This is a genomic window from Pseudomonas syringae pv. coryli str. NCPPB 4273 (genome assembly GCF_000972175.1).
In the GTDB taxonomy this organism is placed as follows: domain Bacteria; phylum Pseudomonadota; class Gammaproteobacteria; order Pseudomonadales; family Pseudomonadaceae; genus Aquipseudomonas; species Aquipseudomonas syringae.
The window spans coordinates 102,648-123,093 of the sequence record NZ_AWQP01000005.1; the positions used below are offsets into that span (position 1 = coordinate 102,648).

General features: G+C 57.3%; 24 protein-coding genes. 16 read left to right on the plus strand and 8 right to left on the minus strand.

Annotated features, from left to right (window positions below):
• Positions 1-110 precede the first annotated feature (110 nt).
• Genes yacG through pilB form a run of 5 tightly spaced genes read right to left on the minus strand, consistent with a single transcriptional unit; the run spans position 111 to position 4,725 of the window.
• Positions 111-320: a DNA gyrase inhibitor YacG gene (yacG, locus tag P406_RS04570; RefSeq protein WP_002552020.1), complete on the minus strand. Its 210-nt coding sequence runs from the start codon at positions 318-320 to the stop codon at positions 111-113.
• Positions 317-940: a dephospho-CoA kinase gene (coaE, locus tag P406_RS04575; RefSeq protein ID WP_046235470.1), complete on the minus strand. Its 624-nt coding sequence runs from the start codon at positions 938-940 to the stop codon at positions 317-319. Before coaE ends, yacG begins: the two co-directional genes overlap by 4 nt.
• Positions 937-1,809: a prepilin peptidase gene (locus P406_RS04580; protein ID WP_046235471.1), complete on the minus strand. Its 873-nt coding sequence runs from the start codon at positions 1,807-1,809 to the stop codon at positions 937-939. Before P406_RS04580 ends, coaE begins: the two co-directional genes overlap by 4 nt.
• A gap of 1 nt (position 1,810) precedes the next feature.
• Positions 1,811-3,028 (minus strand): type II secretion system F family protein, encoded by a 1,218-nt coding sequence (locus P406_RS04585; protein WP_046235472.1) that lies wholly within the window; start codon positions 3,026-3,028, stop codon positions 1,811-1,813.
• Positions 3,029-3,030: 2 nt separating this feature from the next.
• Positions 3,031-4,725 carry a type IV-A pilus assembly ATPase PilB gene (gene pilB / locus P406_RS04590; RefSeq protein ID WP_046235473.1) on the minus strand — a complete coding sequence of 565 codons (1,695 nt, stop codon included), beginning with the start codon at positions 4,723-4,725 and terminating at the stop codon, positions 3,031-3,033.
• Between the two features lie 223 nt (positions 4,726-4,948).
• Here pilB and P406_RS27135 point away from each other — a divergent pair, with 223 nt between their 5' ends.
• A complete protein-coding gene (locus P406_RS27135) occupies positions 4,949-5,368 on the plus strand; it encodes a pilin (RefSeq protein WP_046235493.1) in 420 nt (139 codons plus the stop codon).
• Between the two features lie 118 nt (positions 5,369-5,486).
• Here P406_RS27135 and P406_RS27140 read toward each other — a convergent pair whose 3' ends face one another.
• Entirely contained in the window at positions 5,487-5,708 is a 222-nt protein-coding gene (locus tag P406_RS27140; RefSeq protein ID WP_235810440.1) for a winged helix-turn-helix transcriptional regulator, read from the minus strand.
• Between the two features lie 55 nt (positions 5,709-5,763).
• Here P406_RS27140 and P406_RS29685 point away from each other — a divergent pair, with 55 nt between their 5' ends.
• Both P406_RS29685 and P406_RS04605 read left to right on the plus strand, forming a co-directional pair.
• Positions 5,764-5,967: a glutathione S-transferase family protein gene (locus tag P406_RS29685; RefSeq protein WP_082100703.1), complete on the plus strand. Its 204-nt coding sequence runs from the start codon at positions 5,764-5,766 to the stop codon at positions 5,965-5,967.
• A gap of 346 nt (positions 5,968-6,313) precedes the next feature.
• Complete coding sequence (locus tag P406_RS04605) at positions 6,314-6,925, plus strand: hypothetical protein (RefSeq protein ID WP_046235474.1); 612 nt, start codon at positions 6,314-6,316, stop codon at positions 6,923-6,925.
• Positions 6,926-6,948: 23 nt separating this feature from the next.
• On the opposite strand, the gene P406_RS04610 is transcribed toward P406_RS04605, so the two are convergent.
• Positions 6,949-7,494, minus strand: a complete 546-nt coding sequence (locus P406_RS04610) for a DUF1523 family protein (protein WP_003317774.1) — start codon at positions 7,492-7,494, stop codon at positions 6,949-6,951.
• A gap of 119 nt (positions 7,495-7,613) precedes the next feature.
• On the opposite strand from P406_RS04610, the gene P406_RS04615 reads away from it, so the two are divergent.
• From P406_RS04615 to P406_RS04675, 13 genes are all read left to right on the plus strand, one after another.
• Positions 7,614-8,618, plus strand: a complete 1,005-nt coding sequence (locus tag P406_RS04615; RefSeq protein WP_046235475.1) for an ATP-grasp domain-containing protein — start codon at positions 7,614-7,616, stop codon at positions 8,616-8,618.
• Between the two features lie 48 nt (positions 8,619-8,666).
• A complete protein-coding gene (locus P406_RS04620) occupies positions 8,667-9,806 on the plus strand; it encodes a trypsin-like peptidase domain-containing protein (protein WP_046235476.1) in 1,140 nt (379 codons plus the stop codon).
• Between the two features lie 66 nt (positions 9,807-9,872).
• A complete protein-coding gene (locus P406_RS04625) occupies positions 9,873-11,006 on the plus strand; it encodes a phosphoribosyltransferase domain-containing protein (RefSeq protein WP_046235477.1) in 1,134 nt (377 codons plus the stop codon).
• The gene (locus tag P406_RS04630; RefSeq protein ID WP_029572461.1) at positions 10,999-11,757 is read left to right on the plus strand and encodes an HAD family hydrolase; all 759 of its coding nucleotides are present in this window, start codon (positions 10,999-11,001) and stop codon (positions 11,755-11,757) included. Before P406_RS04625 ends, P406_RS04630 begins: the two co-directional genes overlap by 8 nt.
• Positions 11,750-12,844: a cysteine protease StiP family protein gene (locus tag P406_RS04635; protein ID WP_046235478.1), complete on the plus strand. Its 1,095-nt coding sequence runs from the start codon at positions 11,750-11,752 to the stop codon at positions 12,842-12,844. The genes P406_RS04630 and P406_RS04635 overlap by 8 nt, the downstream gene beginning before the upstream one ends.
• Positions 12,844-13,794: an HpcH/HpaI aldolase/citrate lyase family protein gene (locus P406_RS04640; RefSeq protein WP_003392683.1), complete on the plus strand. Its 951-nt coding sequence runs from the start codon at positions 12,844-12,846 to the stop codon at positions 13,792-13,794. The genes P406_RS04635 and P406_RS04640 overlap by 1 nt, the downstream gene beginning before the upstream one ends.
• On the plus strand, positions 13,795-14,541 hold the full coding sequence (locus tag P406_RS04645) for an HAD family hydrolase (RefSeq protein ID WP_003317765.1): 747 nt from the start codon (positions 13,795-13,797) through the stop codon (positions 14,539-14,541).
• A 46-nt stretch (positions 14,542-14,587) separates the two neighbouring features.
• Positions 14,588-15,181: a TerD family protein gene (locus P406_RS04650; protein WP_003317764.1), complete on the plus strand. Its 594-nt coding sequence runs from the start codon at positions 14,588-14,590 to the stop codon at positions 15,179-15,181.
• Positions 15,178-16,371: a TerD family protein gene (locus P406_RS04655; protein ID WP_046235479.1), complete on the plus strand. Its 1,194-nt coding sequence runs from the start codon at positions 15,178-15,180 to the stop codon at positions 16,369-16,371. The genes P406_RS04650 and P406_RS04655 overlap by 4 nt, the downstream gene beginning before the upstream one ends.
• A gap of 51 nt (positions 16,372-16,422) precedes the next feature.
• On the plus strand, positions 16,423-16,872 hold the full coding sequence (locus tag P406_RS04660) for a tellurite resistance TerB family protein (RefSeq protein WP_003371299.1): 450 nt from the start codon (positions 16,423-16,425) through the stop codon (positions 16,870-16,872).
• A gap of 26 nt (positions 16,873-16,898) precedes the next feature.
• Positions 16,899-17,933 carry a TerC/Alx family metal homeostasis membrane protein gene (locus P406_RS04665; protein ID WP_003414862.1) on the plus strand — a complete coding sequence of 345 codons (1,035 nt, stop codon included), beginning with the start codon at positions 16,899-16,901 and terminating at the stop codon, positions 17,931-17,933.
• Positions 17,934-17,960: 27 nt separating this feature from the next.
• On the plus strand, positions 17,961-18,536 hold the full coding sequence (locus P406_RS04670; protein ID WP_046235480.1) for a TerD family protein: 576 nt from the start codon (positions 17,961-17,963) through the stop codon (positions 18,534-18,536).
• 37 nt (positions 18,537-18,573) lie between these two features.
• Positions 18,574-19,152, plus strand: coding sequence for a TerD family protein (locus tag P406_RS04675; RefSeq protein WP_003317757.1), 579 nt, complete (start codon positions 18,574-18,576; stop codon positions 19,150-19,152).
• 200 nt (positions 19,153-19,352) lie between these two features.
• Here the strand turns inward: P406_RS04675 and P406_RS04680 are convergent, their stop codons facing one another.
• Complete coding sequence (locus P406_RS04680) at positions 19,353-20,429, minus strand: TIGR00266 family protein (RefSeq protein ID WP_046235481.1); 1,077 nt, start codon at positions 20,427-20,429, stop codon at positions 19,353-19,355.
• Positions 20,430-20,446: the final 17 nt, after the last annotated feature.

Genomic DNA, 20,446 nt, shown 5'->3' on the forward strand with positions numbered 1-20,446 from the left:
CGTGGGAGCGAGCTTGCTCGCGAAAGGGCCATCACAGACGTCCTGAGATGCGGCTGAAAGATAGCCCTCGTAGTTGCGTCTAAGCGAGTTGCTTCACATCGACTTTGTTATCAATGCCCCCTGTGCGGTGCCTCCAGATCACCCGAGAACAACTCGTCCTCAGCATCCGGGCTCACCGGAATCGCATGCTCTTCAGAAGCCCAGGCTCCCAGGTCGATCAGTTTGCAGCGCTCGGAGCAGAACGGGCGGCTCGGACTGGCTGCGCTCCATTCCACCGGGGCGTCGCAGGTTGGGCATTGAACGGTCATTGGTTGGCTCATGATTGGCCTCCACGCAAAGTAAGGTAAAAGTGGTGCAGCCGCTCGACTTCGCTGCTGAGCCAGGCGTGATCGCGGTCGTTGACCAGCACATCATTGGCATGACGCAGGCGGTCTTCACGCTGGATCTGCACCTTGAGAATGGCTTCGACCTGCTCCTGGCTGGAGCTGTCGCGCAGCATGGTGCGTTCTATCTGCAGGTGCGCCGGAGCATCGATCACCAGCAGCCGCTGAACCATGCGGAATTGCCCGGACTCGACCAGCAGTGGCGAGACCAGAATGGCATACGGCGATTTGGCCTTGGCCAGATGGCTGACGATTTCCTGATTGATCAGCGGATGCAGCAGCGCTTCCAGCCAGCGTCGCTGCTCGGGGTTTTCGAAGATCAGCTTGCGCAGCGCGCCTCGATCCAGCTCGCCGCTGGTCTGCAACACGCCTGTACCGAAGTGCGCCGCTATCTGCTCCAGCGCCGGGCGCCCGGGCTCGACTACCCAGCGGGCGGCATGATCGGCATCCACAGTGTCGACGCCAAGGTCGCTAAAACACTTCGCCGCTGCACTTTTACCGCTACCGATGCCGCCAGTCAGGCCAAGAATCCAGGGTTTTTCATCAGGGTGAGTCATCTGAAACCGGCAAACTGCATGTAAGAGTCGGTTATTTGACCACCCCAGAGCAAAGCGATCCACCCCGCAATGGCCAGATAAGGACCAAAGGGGATCGGCGTACCGCTTTCGACCCTGCGCACACGCATCATGATCACCCCAAGCACCGCGCCCACCAGCGACGATAACAGGATGGTCAACGGCAAAATCTGCCAGCCGCCCCACGCGCCCAGCATGGCCAGCAACTTGAAGTCGCCATAACCCATGCCTTCCTTGCCGGTCACCAGCTTGAACAGCCAGAACACCGACCACAGCGCCAGATAGCCGGCCACTGCACCCCACAGCGCTTCGTTCAGCGAGGTGAACAGCCCGAAAGCGTTGACGATCAGGCCCAGCCACAGCAGTGGCAGCACCAGAGAATCAGGCAACAGTTGGTGATCGGCATCGATCAGACTCATCGCCAGCAGCCCCCAGCCCAGTACCAGCATCGCCGCCGCCTGCCAGCCGAAACCGAAATGCCAGGCTACGTAGGCCGACAACACTGCGCAGGTCAGCTCGACCAGCGGGTAGCGTTTGCTGATCGGCGCTTTGCACTGCGAGCATTTGCCGCGCAGCAGCAGATAGCTGATCACCGGCAGGTTCTCCCATGGGCGGATTTTGTGTGCGCAATGCGGGCAGCTGGAGCGGGGACGATTCAGATTGAAGACGGGTTGATCGGGTTCGGCGGGCAGGCCGAGCAGTTCTCGGGATTGGGCTTTCCAGTCGCGCTCCATCATTATCGGGAGGCGGTAGACGACCACGTTGAGGAAACTTCCGATGATCAGGCCGAGGATGCAGCAGGTGGTGACGAAGGCCAGCGGTGAGCTGGCCAGGAGGTCGAGGAGGGGCATGTCAGACGACGTTTCCGAGTTGGAAGATAGGTAGATACATCGCAATTACCAGCCCGCCAACTATCACGCCCAAAAAGGCCATGATCATCGGTTCCATGAGGCTGGTCAGATTGTCTACCATGTTATCGACTTCGTCCTCATAGTAGGTAGCAACTTTATCGAGCATATTGTCCAGCGCACCGGACTCTTCGCCTATGGCCGTCATTTGGATTGCCAAGCTTGGAAAAACACCAGTCGATCGCATCGAGAAATTCAGTTGCATGCCTGTGGAGACGTCCTGTTTTATCTTGATGACTGCATTTTTAAATACTACATTGCCAGTCGCTCCGGCGACTGAGTCCAAAGCCTCCACAAGCGGGACGCCAGCGGCAAACGTTGTTGCAAGCGTGCGCGCGTAGCGTGCCACCGAAGATTTGAAAATTAACGGCCCAATGATGGGCACTTTCAGCAGAAGTCGGTCGAGGCTATCACGAAACTTTTGAGACTGTTTGTAAGCACGTTTGAACATAAAAAAGCTGACGAAAAATAGCCCAACAATGGCCAGCCACCATTTTTGTACGACGTCCGATAGACCAATAACCATCAGGGTAAACGTCGGCAACTGAGCGCCAAAGCTAGCGAAGACTGACTGGAACTGCGGCACCACTTTGATCAGCAAAATGCCGGATACAATCAATGCGACAATCAATACGGCAATCGGGTATGTCATGGCTTTCTTGATTTTAGCTTTTAGCTTTTCCGTCTTCTCTTTGTAGCTGGCTACACGGTCCAGCAGGCTTTCAAGTGCGCCAGCTTGCTCGCCGGCATCTACAAGATTGCAAAACAGGTCATCGAAATACTCCGGTTTCTGTCGCAGAGCCGTCGCAAAACTATTACCTGCCGAAACTTCCTGCTTTAGCGAGCCTACCAATGCGCGCATGTTAGGGTTCTCAGCGCCTTCGCTAATGATGTCAAACGATTGCAGCAATGGCACACCGGCCTTCATCATCGTAGCCATCTGGCGAGAAAAGAACGCGATGTCCAGCGGCTTGATCTTCTTGCCCTTGCCAAAGATCGAAACTGATTTTTTGCGTACCTTGGTTGGGTTGATGCCTTGCTTGCGCAGCTGGGCTTTTACAAGAGCCAGGTTATGGCCACTCAGTTCGCCACTGGTTTTGGTACCTTTCTTGTCAACACCTTCCCAAGTGTAAACGATGACTTTTACTGCCTTGCTGGCCATGTTCAATCCTTGGTTACGCGGTTGACTTCTTCAAGGCTGGTGATGCCTTGCATGGCTTTCGAAAGCCCTGATGTGCGAAGGTCATTGAAACCGTCCTTGCGCATCTGTCTGGAGATCTCCAGCGAGTTGCCTTCTTCCATGATGATGCGTTCCAGCTCCGGTGTTTTCTTGACCACTTCGTAAATACCCACCCTGCCTCGGTAACCCCCGTTGCAGTGCTCACAGCCCACCGGGCCGTATATCCTGAAAGTGCCGATTTTCGCTTCTGGAAAACCTTCCTGAATCAGTGTGTCACGAGGGATATCCAGTTCTTTCTTGCAATGGCTACACAACTTCCGCGCAAGTCGCTGCGCAATAATCAGGTTGATTGCTGTAGCAATGTTGAACGCTGCAACGCCCATATGATGCAGTCTAGTCAACGTTTCCGCTGCGCTGTTGGTGTGCAGTGTGGAAAGCACCATATGGCCGGTCTGCGAGGCTTTGATGGCAATTTCTGCCGTTTCCAGGTCTCGTATCTCGCCGACCATAATCACGTCGGGATCTTGACGCAAAAAAGCGCGCAAGGCTTGGGAAAAGTCCAGTCCTTGGCGAGGGTTGACGTTGACCTGATTGATGCCTTCCAGGTTGATCTCCACTGGGTCTTCAGCTGTGGAAATGTTGATATCCACGGTATTAAGAATATTCAGGCCGGTATACAGGGACACTGTCTTGCCGGAGCCTGTCGGGCCGGTCACAAGAATCATACCTTGCGGCTGTTTCAACGCTTCCAGATACAACGCCTTTTGTTCTGGCTCGTAGCCCAAAGCATCGATGCCCATCTGTGCGCTTGTCGGGTCGAGTATCCGCATTACGATCTTCTCGCCCCACAACGTGGGTAAGGTATTCATACGAAAATCTATGGCTTTTGTTTTGGACACCCGTAACTTGACGCGTCCATCCTGTGGCTTCCGCCGTTCCGAAATATCCAAACTTGCCATGACTTTCAAACGCGCGGCAATACGATTGGCCAAGTGAATGGGAGGTCTGGCTACTTCATGCAGGATGCCGTCAGTACGCAAGCGCACACGAAAAATCTTTTCATAGGGTTCGAAGTGCAAGTCGGATGATCCTAATCGGATGGCATCCATAAGCATCTTGTTGACGAAGCGCACCACCGGGGCATCGTCAGCGTCATTCTGTGTAGCTAGCGTGGTTTCTTTGCCATCCGCCGGTTCGATATCCAGGCCTAGATCGACATCCTCCAGATTGCCCAAACCGCTATCGCTGTCAAAAAATCGATCTATCGCTATGGTCAGCTTGTCATCTTCGACCAGAATCGCTTCGGTGTTCAGGCCTGTGCTGAACTGAATATCTGTCACCGCCTGATGGTTGGTCGGGTCTGATATCGCTATGAACAGCTTGTTGCCGCGCCGCCAGAGGGGCAGCGCGTGATGCTGGCGAACCAGCTTTTCACTGACCAAACCTTTAGGCTGGCTTTCCTTGTCGAGGCTGGCGAGATCCATGAACGGCACGCCGAACTGATCGGAAGCCATTTCTGCCAGAGTCAGGCTTTTGACTAGCTTGTTTTGAACCAGATAGCTGACCAACGAAATCTTGTCACGACGCGCCTGTTGGTACGCTTGCTGCGCGACAGGTTCAGTAAGTAGTTCGGCAAGGACCAATTGCTTGGCCAGGCCAGTGAGGACAGCATCAGTCATAAAACCACCAGACACAGACAATGAGTGGGTTATAGCGCAGTCGGGCGATGCTGCCAAATGGGAGCGAGGGATGTGACGAAAATTGTCAGTTTCTGCTGGTTTCAGCGTGTTCTAAGTACATGAAAGCTTGCTTCAACCACGAATTACGATCGAGTCACATTGGCATGGTGTGTGCTTGGGTCTAGGCAAGGCACCTAAAATTGACGCCTCGGAGAAGTACGCGATGAAATCACAAAAAGGCTTTACACTTATTGAACTTATGATCGTTGTTGCGATTGTAGGTATCTTGGCTGCCGTTGCGTTGCCAGCATATCAGAACTACACGATGCGTGCTCGATTTACAGAAGTCACATCTGTTGCAGATACCTATAAAACGGCTGTTGCTCTTTGCATACAGCAACTGGGGACGCCTCAAGGCTGCAACTTAGGTACCAATGACATTCCCGGTACCACGGCAACTACTTACGTGGCTAGCGTAGCAGTCGCCAACGGCGCTATTACGGTTGTCCCTCAGGGTGGTATCCCTGCTGCCTCTACTTATGTGCTCACACCTACACTCAACGCGGGTTCTACCACATGGGCTTTGGGTGGTGGATGCTTGGCTGTTCAGGGTAATGCGCCAGTTCTGTGTAGGGCAAACTAAGTAAAAGCAACTTTTAAAAAAACAGGCTGGCTTGGAGTAAGTGTAATTCGATGCAAGAAAACCCTGGTGTTTTATCAGGGTTTTCATTATATTGCTATTTTTTAGTTCTGTTTATGCTCTAGCTTCGGCTGATACAGAATCTTGTCAATCGCGTCAATCTGCGGCAATAACTCCACCCCAATTCAGACCAGATGTTCCCTGAAAAAGGTGGCAACGTCTCCAGAACCGTTCGAACAACGATACCTCTCTCTTCAATCTCCTTAAGCGTAAGAGGCATCTCTACCGAAATGCCTAGAATGTCGGCGTGCAACTCGCCAAATCGTCTAGGACCGCCGCTCACGCTCCAAATCAGGCTTGGGGAACAGGCCCCGCCCAGCAGTAAACAATCCTGGCGGATGATCAGCAACTACCTGTTGAGGAATGACTTAGGTGTTGCCGAAACTTACTTGTTCGCGGTAGAGCGCTGGTCTTTCAATTGCGGCATTTCGCTGGAAAAGAGGCCCGGTTTAAAAGGTTTCGATGCTCGAGTCGAAGCACGTCCGCCCACCAAGGCTGTACTGAAAGCAGGAGGTTTGCTCGAGCTGTTCAACAAGAGCTGAATCCACTACAAACCCAGATCAGACTCACCTGTTGAAACGATAACGCCCCCGGCGGATGTGCTTCGTTGGGGGCGCTTTGATTCGATTGCTTGGTGTTATGCAATGGCATCGTAGGACATTTCAGCTTTTGCATTAGGTCACTTCCTGATCCGCTTCGGTTATCAAAACGTCCGTTGATAGATATCCGAATCAAGCCCAGAATTACCCACCTGATTACTCCACACATAAGAAGAGAGGGGCTATGAACACCACCGCATTACCCAGTCGCCTCCTCGGTGTGGGCCTATACACACCAGCAGAAGCGTCCTCATACACTGGCATTCCGGCAAAGGACATTCGCAGATGAATGTTTGGCTATAGCGCGGCAGGCGTCGATCACCCCGGCCTCTGGACGCCAGAGGTCGCATTTCTGGACGACAAGCTGCTCGGCTTCCACGACCTGCTGGAAATTCGTTTTGTTCACGCATTTCGCCAGCACGGCGTCAGCTTGCAAGCGATCCGCAGCGCCTCGTTACAAGCCAGAGAAATGTTCGGTCAGCTCTACCCGTTTACGTGCAGGCGCTTTCAAACCGACGGTCGGGATATTTTCGCGACCGTCCTGGATGAAACGGGTGATGAGGCTCTGCTGGATCTGGTGAAGCGGCAATATGCGTTCAAGCAGGTCATTACGCCCTCTCTGTACGAGGGCATTGATTACGCAGGTGAAGAGTCGGCAAAGCGCTGGTATCCGGTAACGCGAAGCAAGGCAGTTGTTTTGGACCCGGCAAGGAATTTTGGCAAACCGATGTTGGCAACAACGGGAATCGACACAGCAACGATCTATCATTATTATCTAGCTGAAGGCCAGAACGCGAAGCGTGTGGCTTTAATCTATGAGATTGCGCCTGTCGCAGTGAAAGCAGCCGTTAACTATGAGCTTAGCCACGCAGCTCAAGACACGTGGCCAGGCAGTAACTGACTGCTCAGGTCAGGGATTGGCTTCTACCTAACCACCCCATCAACCCGCGCCCGCCCCTTAAACCTCCTCCTCACCCCAACCACAACCATCACCACCAGCAATCCCACCACCACAAAAAAGATCGTGTTAAAAATCGGAAACGGCTGATCGCGACTCGTCACCGCCTCAACCTCTGTCACGTTGGGAAACATCGACAGGATGGTTATCCTCCAGCCGTAATAACGAATCAGCGCCAGTTGCTGGGAATCACGCGAGTAGCCTTGGGCTTTGGCCTGGATGTCGGCGGAGTCGAATTTGAAGTACCACGGGAAGCTCCAGCCGGTGTCTTCGTTGCGGTAGACCACGACTTTCTTGCTGTCCGGGTCTTCGGTATTGATGAAGTACACGTCGCGGGTCGGGCCGTCTGCCGGGTTTTCGGCGTTGATGACGCCGTCGGCGTCCATTCTTTTGACTTCCACGCCGGTGATCATCACGACATCATGGCGCGGCAGGACGTAGTAGAGGCTTAATGCGCCGATCCCCAGTGCAACGAATACCACAAGCCAAATCGACCTTCTCAGCCACTTCATACCAGCGTCCTCTGTTTAAAATTGCGTGACTTTGCCCTAATCCGAACATTTCGAAGCAAAACAGTTATTACAAAATTCGACAAGGCCGTTGCTGACGGCGTTGTCTCCCGGAGATTGACATGATTTGGTTCCTTGAAGGGCAATCCAGCCAGCGTGAAGTGATCATGGGCGCGCGCGATGCGCTGCCTGCGTCGGTGCAGATCATCGCTTCGCATCGCCAGCAGCGCTCCGAAATCACCGGGCAGGCCGATGTGGCGCTGCAAGAGCCGGTCGATAACGACGAGCGTGTCGACTGGGTGCTGCACACCGCTCGCTCGCTGGGCGTCAAGATTATTGTCGCCGGGCGTATAGGCAGCTTTTACGAAGCGCAGCGTGCGCGTTTTGTCGCTGAAGGGTTGGACCTCGTTACCGGCGGAACGTCCCAGCAGACCTTCATGGACGTCGATGACAAGAGTCGTTTCACGGCGGCGGCCGAGGCGGCGGGGCTGGCGTGTATTCCGGGGGTTGCCGTCAGCAATGCCGAGGAGTTGCAGGCGGCTTACGATGCGCTGGCGGTGTCTGGCGAGGTGTGCATCAAGCCGGTGGTCGGGATTTACGGGCGCGGCTTTTGGCGCTTCAAGACCGACGTTGACGATTTTCGTTGTTTCGCCAACCCCGATGCGCGTGAGACGACCTTTCAGGCGTACCTTAATGCTTATCGTCAGGCCGATGACGTGCCGGCCATGCTGCTCATGCCGTATATGCCGGGCAGTGAGTGTTCGGTGGACATGGTCTGCGAGCACGGTAAGGCGGTTGCCTTCGTCGGGCGGCGCAAGGTGGGGCTCAATCAGACCTTCGAGCGTGACAGCGAAGCGGTAAAACTGGCAATCCGCGCGGCGGAGCATTTTGCCTGCGACGGGCTGATCAATGTACAGACCCGCGACGACGCGGATGGCAAGCCGCGCTTGCTGGAGATCAACCCGCGTTATTCAGGCGGCATTGGCTACACCCGTGAAACCGGCATCAACCTGCCGGGTATTTTCGCGGCACGGCGTCTCGGCTTGAAAGAACCGGAAACACATTGGCTCGAAGATATCCGTGTCAAGGCCATCACGGTCGCTGTACGGGCCTCGGTTTCATCGTGATAATAGATTTTTGCTATCACTAATCGCTCTTATCAGGGAGGATCGGGCATGAAGCTTCTTGCGCCAGGTGCAAACACTGCTTTAGCTAACGCCCACTGCACCTGGAACCTGGAGAGCGGTAAGTCTTCGGTTTTTGGTGAGTACGCAGCGGTCGCCTTGCTGGCGGTCAACGACAAACGCCAGCCGATGGGCGATCCGGCGCTGCTGCATCAGGAGCAGGGCTGGATGGAGTGGAGCGGCGGCCCTCAGGATGTTGGCTGCACGTTAAGGCTGGACAGGCTCCCGACGGGCAGTGATCGCGTGCTGCTGATGGTTTACGTCTACGCAGCCATGGGGCCGATCCGCGATATTGCCAGCCTGCACCTCAAAGTGGATGGTGATATCGAGCACCGCCTGGACCTGCGCGATAACGGCGAAGCGGCGATCATCATCGGCGAGTTCTACCAGCGCAATGAGCAATGGAAATTCCGCGCGCTGAGCGAAGGCTCGGCGTATGGACTGTCGGCGTTCGGGCGCAAGATCGGTCTGGACGTGGACGACCGTCATCCGCGCCGCCCGTCTGCGGGTTCGGGTGGCGGGCCACGGCATGAGTCGGCGACCGGCACGGCGTTCGTGGTCGGCCCGGCGCACGTCATGACCTGTGCGCATGTCATCGAAGACATGGGCGTGTTCTATATCACTTCACTGGAAGGCCGTTACAAGGCCGAGCCGGTGGTCATCGACCGTCGCAACGACATCGCGCTGCTGCGCGTGCAGGGCGCACCGCTGTTGTCTCCGGTTACATTCCGGGACGGGCAGGGCTGTGAGCCGGGTGATACCGTAGCGGTTTTGGGCTATCCACTGGCGTCCATTTCAGGTGGCGGGTTGCAGGTGACTCAGGGCGGGATCTCCGGTCTGTTCGGCCTGCACAACGATGCCAGCCTGTTTCAGTTCACGGCACCGATACAGCCGGGGTCCAGTGGCAGCCCGTTATTCGACAACGGGGGCGCGGTGATTGGCATGGTGACCTCAACCGTACCGGACGGGCAAAACATGAACTTCGCCGTGAAGTCCTCACTGTTACTGGCCTTTCTGCAGGCGTGCCGCATCGACGCTGCGCATGCCCGCCCGGAAAGGTCGTACACCACCACAGAAATCTCACGCACCGCTCAGTCGTCGTTATGGCTCGTTGAAGCCTCTCGCCAATGAAGCCGGTGTTGCCTGCCTGATCCGCAGGCGTCAGGGGCTGCGGCCCCGCTAATCAGGAATTTATCGATGGACAGCAGCGCAGCTTTTTCCAACCCTACAAAGCTTCGTGCTGATCTGCTTCGTGGTCGTCTCGATGTCAGCGTCGATTCGTCGACCATCGCTCCGGATTCACTGTTCGGCTTTGCCGAGCGGCGTAACCCCAAGCGCGCGTTTCTCTTCGTGTCCCGAGTGTTGGGACGCCACATCCCTGCGCGCCCGAGCGTGATGCTGAAAAGCTTTCAGGACCTGGCGCACAAGATCCCCGCAGACCTGCCCGGCCCGGTGCTGGTCATCGGCATGGCCGAAACGGCTGTCGGCCTTGGTGCCGGGGTACACCGTGCCTACAGCGCAACGCGCCCGGATGCCCTGTACATGGTCAGTACGCGCCATCCGACCGGCAGCGCGCTGTTCGCCCGCTTTGAAGAAGAGCACAGCCACGCCAGCGCCCATCTGATCCACCTGCCCGTTGATCCGGCGTTACGCGAGATGATGCTCGGTGCCCGTTCGCTGGTGCTGGTCGATGACGAGGCGTCGACGGGCAAGACCTTCATCAACCTGCATCAGGCGTTGGTCGACGCCGGCTTGAGCAAGATCGAGCGGGTGGTGACCTGCGTGCTCACCGACTGGTCGGCGGGCGCGGTCAGTACCTCGATGGGCGCAGTGGCAGAACAGGTCTCGCTGCTGCAAGGCTCGTACTCCTTTGATGAAGACGTAAGTGCGCCGCTGCCGGAGATGCCGGAAGTCGGCACCGTTGCCATGGGGGACTGGCCGCTGGTCACTGCCAATGACTGGGGGCGCATGGGTGTGCTGTCGGTAGCCGATACGCTGGCACCGGGTATTACCGTCAAAAAGGGCGAACGCATTCTGGTGGTTGGCACCAGCGAATTCGTCTGGCGTCCGTTCCTGCTCGCCGAGCGTCTGGAGAAGGCCGGAGCCGACGTGCATTTCAGTTCCACCAGCCGTTCACCGATTGCACTCGGTCATGCCATCGACCATGCACTGTCGTTCTCCGACAACTATGGACTGGGCATCCCCAACTTCCTCTACAACGTGCGGCCGGGTCAGTTCGATCGGGTGCTGATCTGTACCGAAACCCCAAGGCAGGCGGTGCCTGCCGAGTTGATCGAAGCACTGAACGCCGAGGTCATCTGCGATGAGTAACGACCGCCCGCTGATCTTCGTCGATCTGGACGACACCCTGTTCCAGACCGCGCGCAAAACGCCGGCTGACATTGAAAAGCACGTCGCAACGCTGGACATCTCTGGTAATGCCAATGGCTACATGACCAATGTGCAGAAGTCGTTCGCGCACTGGTTGCTGGCGCATTCCGACGTGGTGCCGGTGACGGCGCGCAGTGTCGAGGCCTACAGCCGGGTCAAACTGCCGTTCACCGCAGGCGCGATCTGCTCCCATGGCGGGGTGATGCTCGATGTCATGGGGCGGCTGGATCATGACTGGAACGAGCAGATGAAACACACCCTGGCCAGCTACCAGTCGCGCCTGCATGAGCTGTCGGCGACGACGCTGGCGATCGGTCAGGAGCTGGGGTTTTCACTGCGCGGCTGGGTGGTCGAAGAGGCGCAGCTGTTCCATTACGTGGTGACCAAGCACAACGAGAGCGATGACAGCATCCTCGGCAACGTACTGGCCGAAGTGCAGGCGCGGGGCTTGCTCGACGGCATGCATATCCATGGCAACGGCAACAATCTGGCTTTCCTGCCCGAAGGGCTGGCCAAGCGTTACGCGGTCCAGGAGTGGCTGCGGCGCGACAAGGCGATCAATGGCGAACGCCCGGTGCTCGGTTTTGGCGACAGCATTACCGATCTGGGTTTCATGGACGAGTGCCACTGGTGGGCGACACCTGCCCGCAGTCAGTTGGCAAAAATGTTTGTCGGAGCAGCGCATGAGTGATCCCGTTCACGGGCTCGATACGGTCGGCAGCGGCAGTTACCTGCACGATGATGTGCATTTTCTGTTGCGCGGCGTGGCGCTACAGACCACCAGCGTCGAGGAGAAGGAGCGCCTGATTCAGACGCGACAGAAACACTATTCGGAAATGATCAGCGAAGAGTCGGCCCCCAGCGTCGCCCACAAGGCGCTGTATGAGCGGGCGCTCGAGCAGAATGGCGCGCGCATGGCCGACGATGTTCAGGCCCTGGCCCAGGCGCTCGCCCGCGAGTGCACAGGCGCTGAAATCATTCTGGTGTCGTTCGTACGCGCCGGTCTGCCGCTGGGCGTGTTGTTGCGTCGGGCGCTGATCGATCTGGGGCGCGAAGCGCACCACTACGGCATCAGTATCGTCCGTGATCGCGGCATTGATACGGTGGCGCTTGAAGCCATCATCGAGGCCCACGGCGCGCAGAACATCGTGTTCGTCGACGGCTGGACCGGCAAGGGCGCGATTTCGGGGGAGATCCGTCGCAGTCTGGCGGGCGATAAACGCTTCCCGGATCAGCCTCGGCTGGTGGTACTGGCCGATCCGTGCGGCAGCGCCTGGCTGGCAGCGTCGGCAGAGGACTGGGTGATTCCGTCCGGCATTCTCGGTGCCACGGTGTCCGGTCTGGTGTCGCGCTCTATCTGGCCGACGGACGGCGGGCTGCACGGTTGCGTGGTGTACGAGCAGTTGCTGGAGCACGACGTCACGCAGTCTTTTATTGAACAGATCGACAGCCAGCGTCGTCAAAACAGTTCTACGCTCACACTGACACCCTGGACGCTGCCTCAGCGAACCGAACTCAAGGCCGCCGCATCACAGGTGGTCGACCGTCTGGCCGAGCGCTTCGGGATCAATAACTTCAATCGCATCAAGCCGGGCATTGCCGAAGCCACCAGAGCGGTCATGCGCCGCGTGCCGGATCATGTACTGGTGCGCAACCTGGCTGACAGCGACGTGCAATTGCTGTTGCACCTGACCGAAAAAGCGGGGATCCCCGTCGAAGAAGTGGGCGATCTCCTGGGACCCTATCGGGCCGTGACCATCATTCGGAGTCTGAGCTAATGGCCTTATTCTCGCCTTATGCGCTGGGGGCAACGCTGTATATGCCCGCGACCCGGGACGACATCGTCGATGTGGTGTTCGGTGAAAAGATTCCCGAGCTGCGTTCGCTGGTCGTCTGTCTGGAAGATGCCGTGGCGCTGACCGATGTCGACACGGCGCTGATCAATCTTCGTCAGGTACTCACCCGAATCCGCGATCGTGGGGGTCGTCCGGCCAACGGTCCGCTGCTGTTCGTGCGTCCGAGGGACGCAGCGATGGCGCGCATTCTCAACGACTGGCCGCTGATGGCGCACGTCGACGGTTTCGTTGTGCCCAAGCTCTCGTTGAAAAGTCTGACGAGCTGGGAGCAGGCCGTCACCAATCCTTCGCTGGCGTTGATGCCTACACTGGAAACCCCCGAGGTGTTCAATCCGACCGCGATGGTCGAGTTGGGGGAAGCCTTGAAGGCCAGTCTGTACGAGCGGATCATTGCGCTACGCATCGGGGGTAATGACCTGATGGGCTGCCTGGGGCTGCGCCGCAATCCGGCCATGACCCTGTATTCGACGCCGATGGGGTATGTCATCCCCATGCTGGCGGGTGTCATGGGTTCGCAGGGCTTTGCGCTTACCGCTCCGGTGTTCGAGCAACTGGCCACTCCTGACATTCTGCAGCATGAACTGGCGCTGGATATTACCAATGGGTTGGTCGGTAAAACGGCAATTCACCCCTCGCAGGTCAATATCATTCAGAATGCGCTACGCGTCAGTCTGGAGGACATGAACTCCGCCCGGATGATTTTGAACTCTGTGGCCCCCGCAGTGTTCAAGTACAACGACGCGATGTGTGAACCGGCTACCCACTACAAATGGGCAACCCACATCATGGAGCGCGCCAAATGGCATGGAGTGTTATCCGCACCCGCTTCGATCATGGATGCCAGCATTCGACTCGCTGAGGCAGTTAGCTAGATGATAGAACCTGACCTTGAAACCGCAGGACCTGATCTTGAGCCTGTAGGGCCCGACCTTGAAATCGAAGTGGAACAGCGCCTGCTGGCGGTCTTTGATTTCGACGGGACCATTACCCGCCACGACAGTTTTGTCCCGTTTCTCAAATTCGCCTTCGGGCAACGTGCCTTTTCGGTGCGCATGGCGCGGCTGGTGCTGCCCAGCATAGGCTACCTGGCCAAACGCCTGACCCGCGATGAACTCAAGGGCCGCCTGATCAAGGCTTTTCTGAGCGGTGTTGAAGTGCAATGGCTGCAGCAGAAGGCTGAAGCGTTCTGCCAGTCGCACTGGAAACGCCTGATGCGTCCTGCTGCGCTGGAGTCCATCGCCGCTGAAATCGAGAAGGGCGCCATTGTCACGCTTTGTTCAGCATCGCCTGCTATGGTCCTGCAACCGTTCGCTGATCGCCTGAAAGTAGAGCTGATCGGCACCAATCTGGAAGTGATCGACGGCAAGTTGACCGGCTTGATAGAAGGCAGCAACTGCCGCTGCGACTCGAAAGTTGCACGCCTGGAGAGCGTCTATGGGCCGCTGACCCAGTTCCGGGTTCGCGCCTGGGGCGACACCCGAGGCGACCACGAATTGCTCGCCGCTGCTCAGGATGCGCACTGGCGTTTGTTTCATCCGACGTGGCGTCGAGGCCGTTATAAAGGCCCCGTTAACGCCAAGTTACACAATCCTGATGGCAAAGACGGGCCAACACGGTAAGGCTGTAACACTTTTATCCGAAATCCAACGTCACATGGAGCGAAAAATGGCACTCACTTTGGCAAAGAACCAGACGATCTCACTCGAGAAAACTGCTGGTACAGGCCTCAAGAAAGTCAGCATGGGACTTGGATGGGACCCTGAAAAAGCCAGTGGTTTCTTCGGTAAATTGCTCGGTGGTGGCGGCGGCGATATCGACCTGGATGCCTCGTGCATCATGCTCGACGCCGACAAAAAGCCCCTCGACCTGGTCTGGTTCCGCCAGCTGCAATCGCGTGACGGTGCCATTCAGCATTCGGGTGACAACCGTACCGGCGAAGGCGCGGGCGATGATGAAACCATCAGCGTCGATCTGGAAAAACTGCCTGCCGCCGTTAAATACCTGGTGTTCACCGTCAATTCGTTCACCGGTCAGAATTTCGAAAAAGTCGCCAACGCCTACTGCCGTATTGTCGATCTGGGCAGCCGTAACGAACTGGGCCGCTTTGATCTGTCCGAAAAAGGCCAGCACACCGGCGTGGTGATGTCTTATCTGGCGCGCACGCCATCGGGCTGGGACTTCACTGCAGTAGGCCAGGTCACCAACGGTCGCACTGCTGATGATCTGGTCGAGCTGGCGATCGGGGCTGTACGCGTATGACCCAACTCGTCCCGGGCGCCAACGCGCCGGTCGCTGCCGGCCCGCTGACTGTAGAAATTATCTACTCCCCGATCGCGGATGCGGATATCGACGTCTCCGCTTTTCTGCTGACCGCGTCCGGCAAGGTCCGTGGCGATCAGGACATGTGTTTCTACGGCCAGAAAAGCGTGAACGGCGGTGCGCTGCAGCAGACGGAAGCGTCAGCCGGACGCGCGGTGTTCAGTCTTGACCCGAGCCGTCTGGACTCGGTCATCGAGAAGGTTGCCCTGACGGCGACCATCTATGAGAACAAGGCCAGTTTCGGCAGCGTGTCACGCCTGGCATTGAACATCACCGGCGGTATCGAAGCCGATATCCCGACCAGTGGCATGAAAGAAACCGCGCTGATTCTGGGCGAGTTCTACCTGCGTCAGGGTGCATGGAAATTCCGTTGCGTGGCACAGGGTTTTGCCGGCGGTCTTGAGCCATTGGCGAAAAACTTCGGCGTTGAAGTCGCCGCGCCTCAGGATGAGCCTGCACCTGCACCTGCACCTGCACCTGCACCTGCACCTGTTCCAGCGCCTGCAGCGAAGTCGACCGTCAGTCTGAGCAAGATCACGCTCGACAAGACCCGTGCTTCGATCAGTCTGGAAAAATCCAGTGCCGGTTTCGGTGAGATTCGGGTCAACCTGAACTGGAACCGTCGTAACGACAGCAAGGGTGGTGGCTTCTTCTCGATGAAGAAGAGCAATGCCATCGACCTTGATGTAGGCTGCCTCTTCGAAATGCAGGACGGTCTCAAAGGCGCTGTTCAGGCGCTGGGTAACTCGTTCGGTTCGCTCAACACCGAGCCTTTCATCAAGTTGATGGGCGATGACCGTACCGGCTCGATCAGCGACGGTGAGTGGCTGCATATCAATGGCGCGCACTGGAGCAAGATCCGTCGCATTCTGGTCTACGCGTTCATCTATGAAGGTGCACCGAACTGGAAGGAAACCGACGGGGTCGTCACCATTCACGCGCCGGGCCAGCCGCCCATCGAGGTTCGCCTCAATGAGGAGGGCGGTCGTCAGGGCATGTGTGCCATTGCCCTGCTGGAAAATGACAACGGTGCAGTCAAGGTGACGCGTCGCGTGGATTTCCACAACGGCCACAGCAACATGGACAAAGCCTACGGCTGGGGCATGCGCTGGGCTGCCGGTTCCAAGTAAACAATACCGTGGTATTTCTGGGCTGGCTGTGCCGCCTCATGGGAGATAGACATGCTGGACTGGTTGAAAACAAACGCAACAGCTGCTCGCGACAAGCTGGCTTCGGAAGTCTCGAAGTTCAAGAATCGCGAATTCATGGAGGCTGTGGTTTCCGGCTGTGCTCTGGTATCGGCCGCTGACGGTGATATCAGCTCCAGTGAAAAGCAGAAAATGGCGGGCTTCATTCAGAACTCTCAGGAACTGAAAGTTTTCGACATGAAGGACGTCATCCAGGGCTTCCAGGAAGCCTGCTCCAAGTTCGAGTTCGATTTTGAAATTGGTCGCGCCGAGGCCTTGAAAACCATCGGCAAGATCAAAAAGAAAGAAGATGCAGCCCGTTTGCTGGTGCGCGTCTGCTGTGCTATCGGTGGCGCCGATGGCAGCTTCGATGAGAAAGAGCGGGAAGTCTGCCGCACGATCTGTCGAGAGCTTGGCCTCAACCCGTCCGATTTCGACCTGTAATTTTTTACCCTAAGGAACGCAGTTAAATGGAAAGCACCTCTCTAGGCTTCCCTCCACTCACGATGGCGGTTTTCGTCGGTCTGGCCGTTACGGCCATGGCTATCGACATGTTCTCCCACCGGGGAAACAAGCCAATCACCCTCGCGCAAGCCTCGGCGTGGTCGATTTTCTGGGTCGCCATTTCGCTGGCCTTCGCTGGTTTCCTGTATGTCCAGCACGGCTCTGAAGTCGCCACGCTGTTCGTGACCGGTTACGCGCTGGAAAAAGTACTGAGCGTCGACAACCTGTTCGTGTTCATGGCGTTGTTCTCCTGGTTCAAGATTCCGGATGGCCTGCGCCACCGCGTTCTGTACTGGGGCATCATCGGCGCCATTGTCTTCCGCGGCATCTTCGTCGCCATCGGTACCGGCCTGCTGGCGCTGGGTCCATGGGTCGAAGTGGTGTTTGCGGTCATCGTTGCCTGGACAGCCATCATGATGCTCAGGGCTGGCGATGACGACGACGAAGAAGTCGACTACTCGCAACACATGGCTTATCGCTTCGCCAAGAAGCTGTTCCCGGTGTGGCCAAAACTGCACGGCAGCAACTTCTTCGTCAGCCGCTCGGTTCTGGAGCAGGAAGTCAAAAAGCCTGAAAACGCCGGTATCACGCTGGCCGCCAAAGGCGCTTTGTTCGCGACCCCGTTGTTCCTGTGTCTGGTTGTGGCGGAAATCTCCGACGTGCTGTTCGCGTTCGACTCCGTGCCTGCAATCATCGCCGTGAGCCGCGAGCCGCTGATCGTATTCTCGGCCATGCTGTTCGCGATTCTTGGTCTGCGTACCTTGTATTTCGTACTTGAAGCCCTAAAACGCTACCTGGTGCATCTGGAGAAAGCGGTTATCGCCTTGCTGTTCTTCATTGCCTTGAAATTGGGCCTGAACGCAACCAACCACCTGTTCCATCACGGTTACGAGATCAGCGCCAACACCAGCCTGCTGGTTGTGGTCGTCGTGTTGATCATCGGTATCGTTGCAAGCCTGCTCTTCCCGGGCAAAGACGAATCCGCGGAAGAAAAAGCGTAAACACTGGATAAAGGAGATAAACGAATCATGGCTTTGACTCTGCAAAAAGGTGGCAACCTTTCGCTGTCGAAAACCGACCCTACCCTGGCCAACGTATTGATTGGTCTGGGCTGGGATCCGCGAGCCACTGACGGACAGGATTTCGACCTGGACGCCAGCGCATTCCTGTTGGCCGCCAATGGCAAGGTCCGCAGTGAAGCTGACTTCATTTTCTACAACCAGCTCAAGAGCGCCGACGGTTCTGTCGAGCACACCGGTGACAACCGTACCGGTGAAGGTGATGGTGATGACGAAGTGGTCAAGGTCGATCTGACCCGTGTGCCTGATGACGTCGACAAGATCGCATTCGTGGTGACCATTCATGACGCAGAAAGTCGTGGCCAGAATTTTGGCCAGGTGAGCCGCTCTTTCATTCGCGTAGTGAATGAAAAGTCGGGCGCGGAAGTCGTCCGTTACGATCTTGCTGAAGATGCCTCTACCGAAACCGCAATGATCTTCGCTGAGTTGTACCGCAATAACGGCGAGTGGAAATTCCGCGCCGTTGGTAGCGGTTTCAAGGGGGGCCTGAAAGCATTGGCCAACTCTTTCGGCATGAATTTCTGATTCACGCCCAACCACTTTTCTGGAAAGGATCAAGAACATGGCAGTAAGTCTGAGTAAAGGCGGCAACGTTTCCCTGTCCAAAGAGGCTCCTGGCCTGACAGAAATCACCGTGGGCCTGGGCTGGGATCCGCGTGTGACCGATGGCACCGAGTTCGACCTGGATGCGTCGATCTTCATCGTTGGCGAAAATGGCAAAGTGCTGGACGACAACAGCTTCATTTTCTACAACAACAAGAAGTCGGCTGATGGTTCGGTCGAGCACCTGGGCGATAACCGTTCAGGCGCTGGCGAAGGCGATGACGAGTCGGTAACGGTCAAGCTCACTGGCTTGGCAGCGGCAGTGAAGAAGCTGGTTTTCGCGGTCACCATCCATTCCGCCGAAGAGCGCAAGCAAAGCTTTGGCCAGGTTTCCAACGCTTACATCCGCGTTGTGAACAAGGCTGACGGCAAGGAAATCGCTCGTTACGACCTGTCGGAAGATGCATCGACCGAAACCGCGATGATCTTCGGCGAGCTGTATCGCAATGGCGAAGAGTTCAAGTTCAAGGCCATTGGCCAGGGCTTTGCCGGCGGTCTGAAGCCGTTGGCAGAAGCTCACGGCGTGGCAATCGGCTAAACCCGAGCAGCGCCCAATAAAAACCCCCGCCAGCGATGGCGGGGGTTTTTTATTGGGCGCTGATTACCGCTATCGTTCCTCACGCTCTACAGCGTGGGAATGCAGTTCAAGACGCTCTGCGTCGTCAAGAGGACGCAGAGCGTCGCACGATAGTCGCAAGTACGCAGCACAGTCTCCGGTCTAATAATGTAGTGCTGAAGTCAGCGTTCGCTTCTGCCCACGCCCGATGGTCCTGCGGCCAGCATGCGCCCGGCCAGTCGTGAGAAGGGCAGGCTTTGCAGCCATACCGTGCCGGGGCCGGTCAGTCTGGCGAAGAACACCCCTTCGCCGCCGAACAGCATCGACTTGATGCCGCCGCCGACCATGCGGATATCGTAATCGACCGTCTGGGTCATGGCTGCCAGGCAGCCGGTATCGACGTCCAGCGCTTCGCCCGCCGCCAGTTCGATCTTGCGCACCGTGCCGCCCATGTGCACGAACACCCAGCCGTCGCCTTCCAGCTTTTGCAGGATGAAACCTTCGCCCCCGAACAGGCCGGTGAGGATTTTCTTCTGGAACTGGATACCGATGGAGACCCCTTTGGCACCGGCTAGAAAACTGTCTTTCTGACAGATCAGCTTGCCGCCGAAATCACGCAGGTTGAGCGGCAGGATCGTGCCGGGGTAGGGCGCTGCAAACGCCACGCGGCCCTTGCCCGAGCCCTGTTGCGAAAACACCGTGGTGAACAGGCTCTCGCCGGTCAGCATGCGTTTGCCAGCACCGAACAGCGAACCCAGCAGCCCTGGCGATTGATTGCTGCCGTCGCCGAAGATGGTTTCCATCTGCACGTCGCAGGTCTTGTACATCATCGCCCCGGCTTCGGCGACGGCGCTTTCGCCAGGGTCAAGCTCCAGTTCGATGAACTGGGTTTCCGTGCCGTACAGCTTGAAATCCACGCCATCGGTGGTCTGCGCCAGGCCATAGCCGCCCGAGGCGTTCGGATCAGGCGTAAACGAAGGGCGTCTGGCGGGCACCGAGGCCGGCGCGGGTGTCGGGGCTGCCTGCGCTGGCAGCCCGGACGGCCTGGGCTGGACCATGTCCGGCGTCGGATCAGGAAAAGGCGTCACACCGTCCTTCTTCAGGGCGCGCACCTGCGGCACCTGATAGATCGGCTGCCAGTCCGGCATGCCTTGCTTCCAGCACCAGGCACCGGGCGACTCACGGGCGATCAGCCGCGCAGCATCCGCGTCCATCGGGCCGAGTTGCTTGCCCGCGTTCATCACAAACCATTGTTCCAAGACGTCTACTCCCGAGC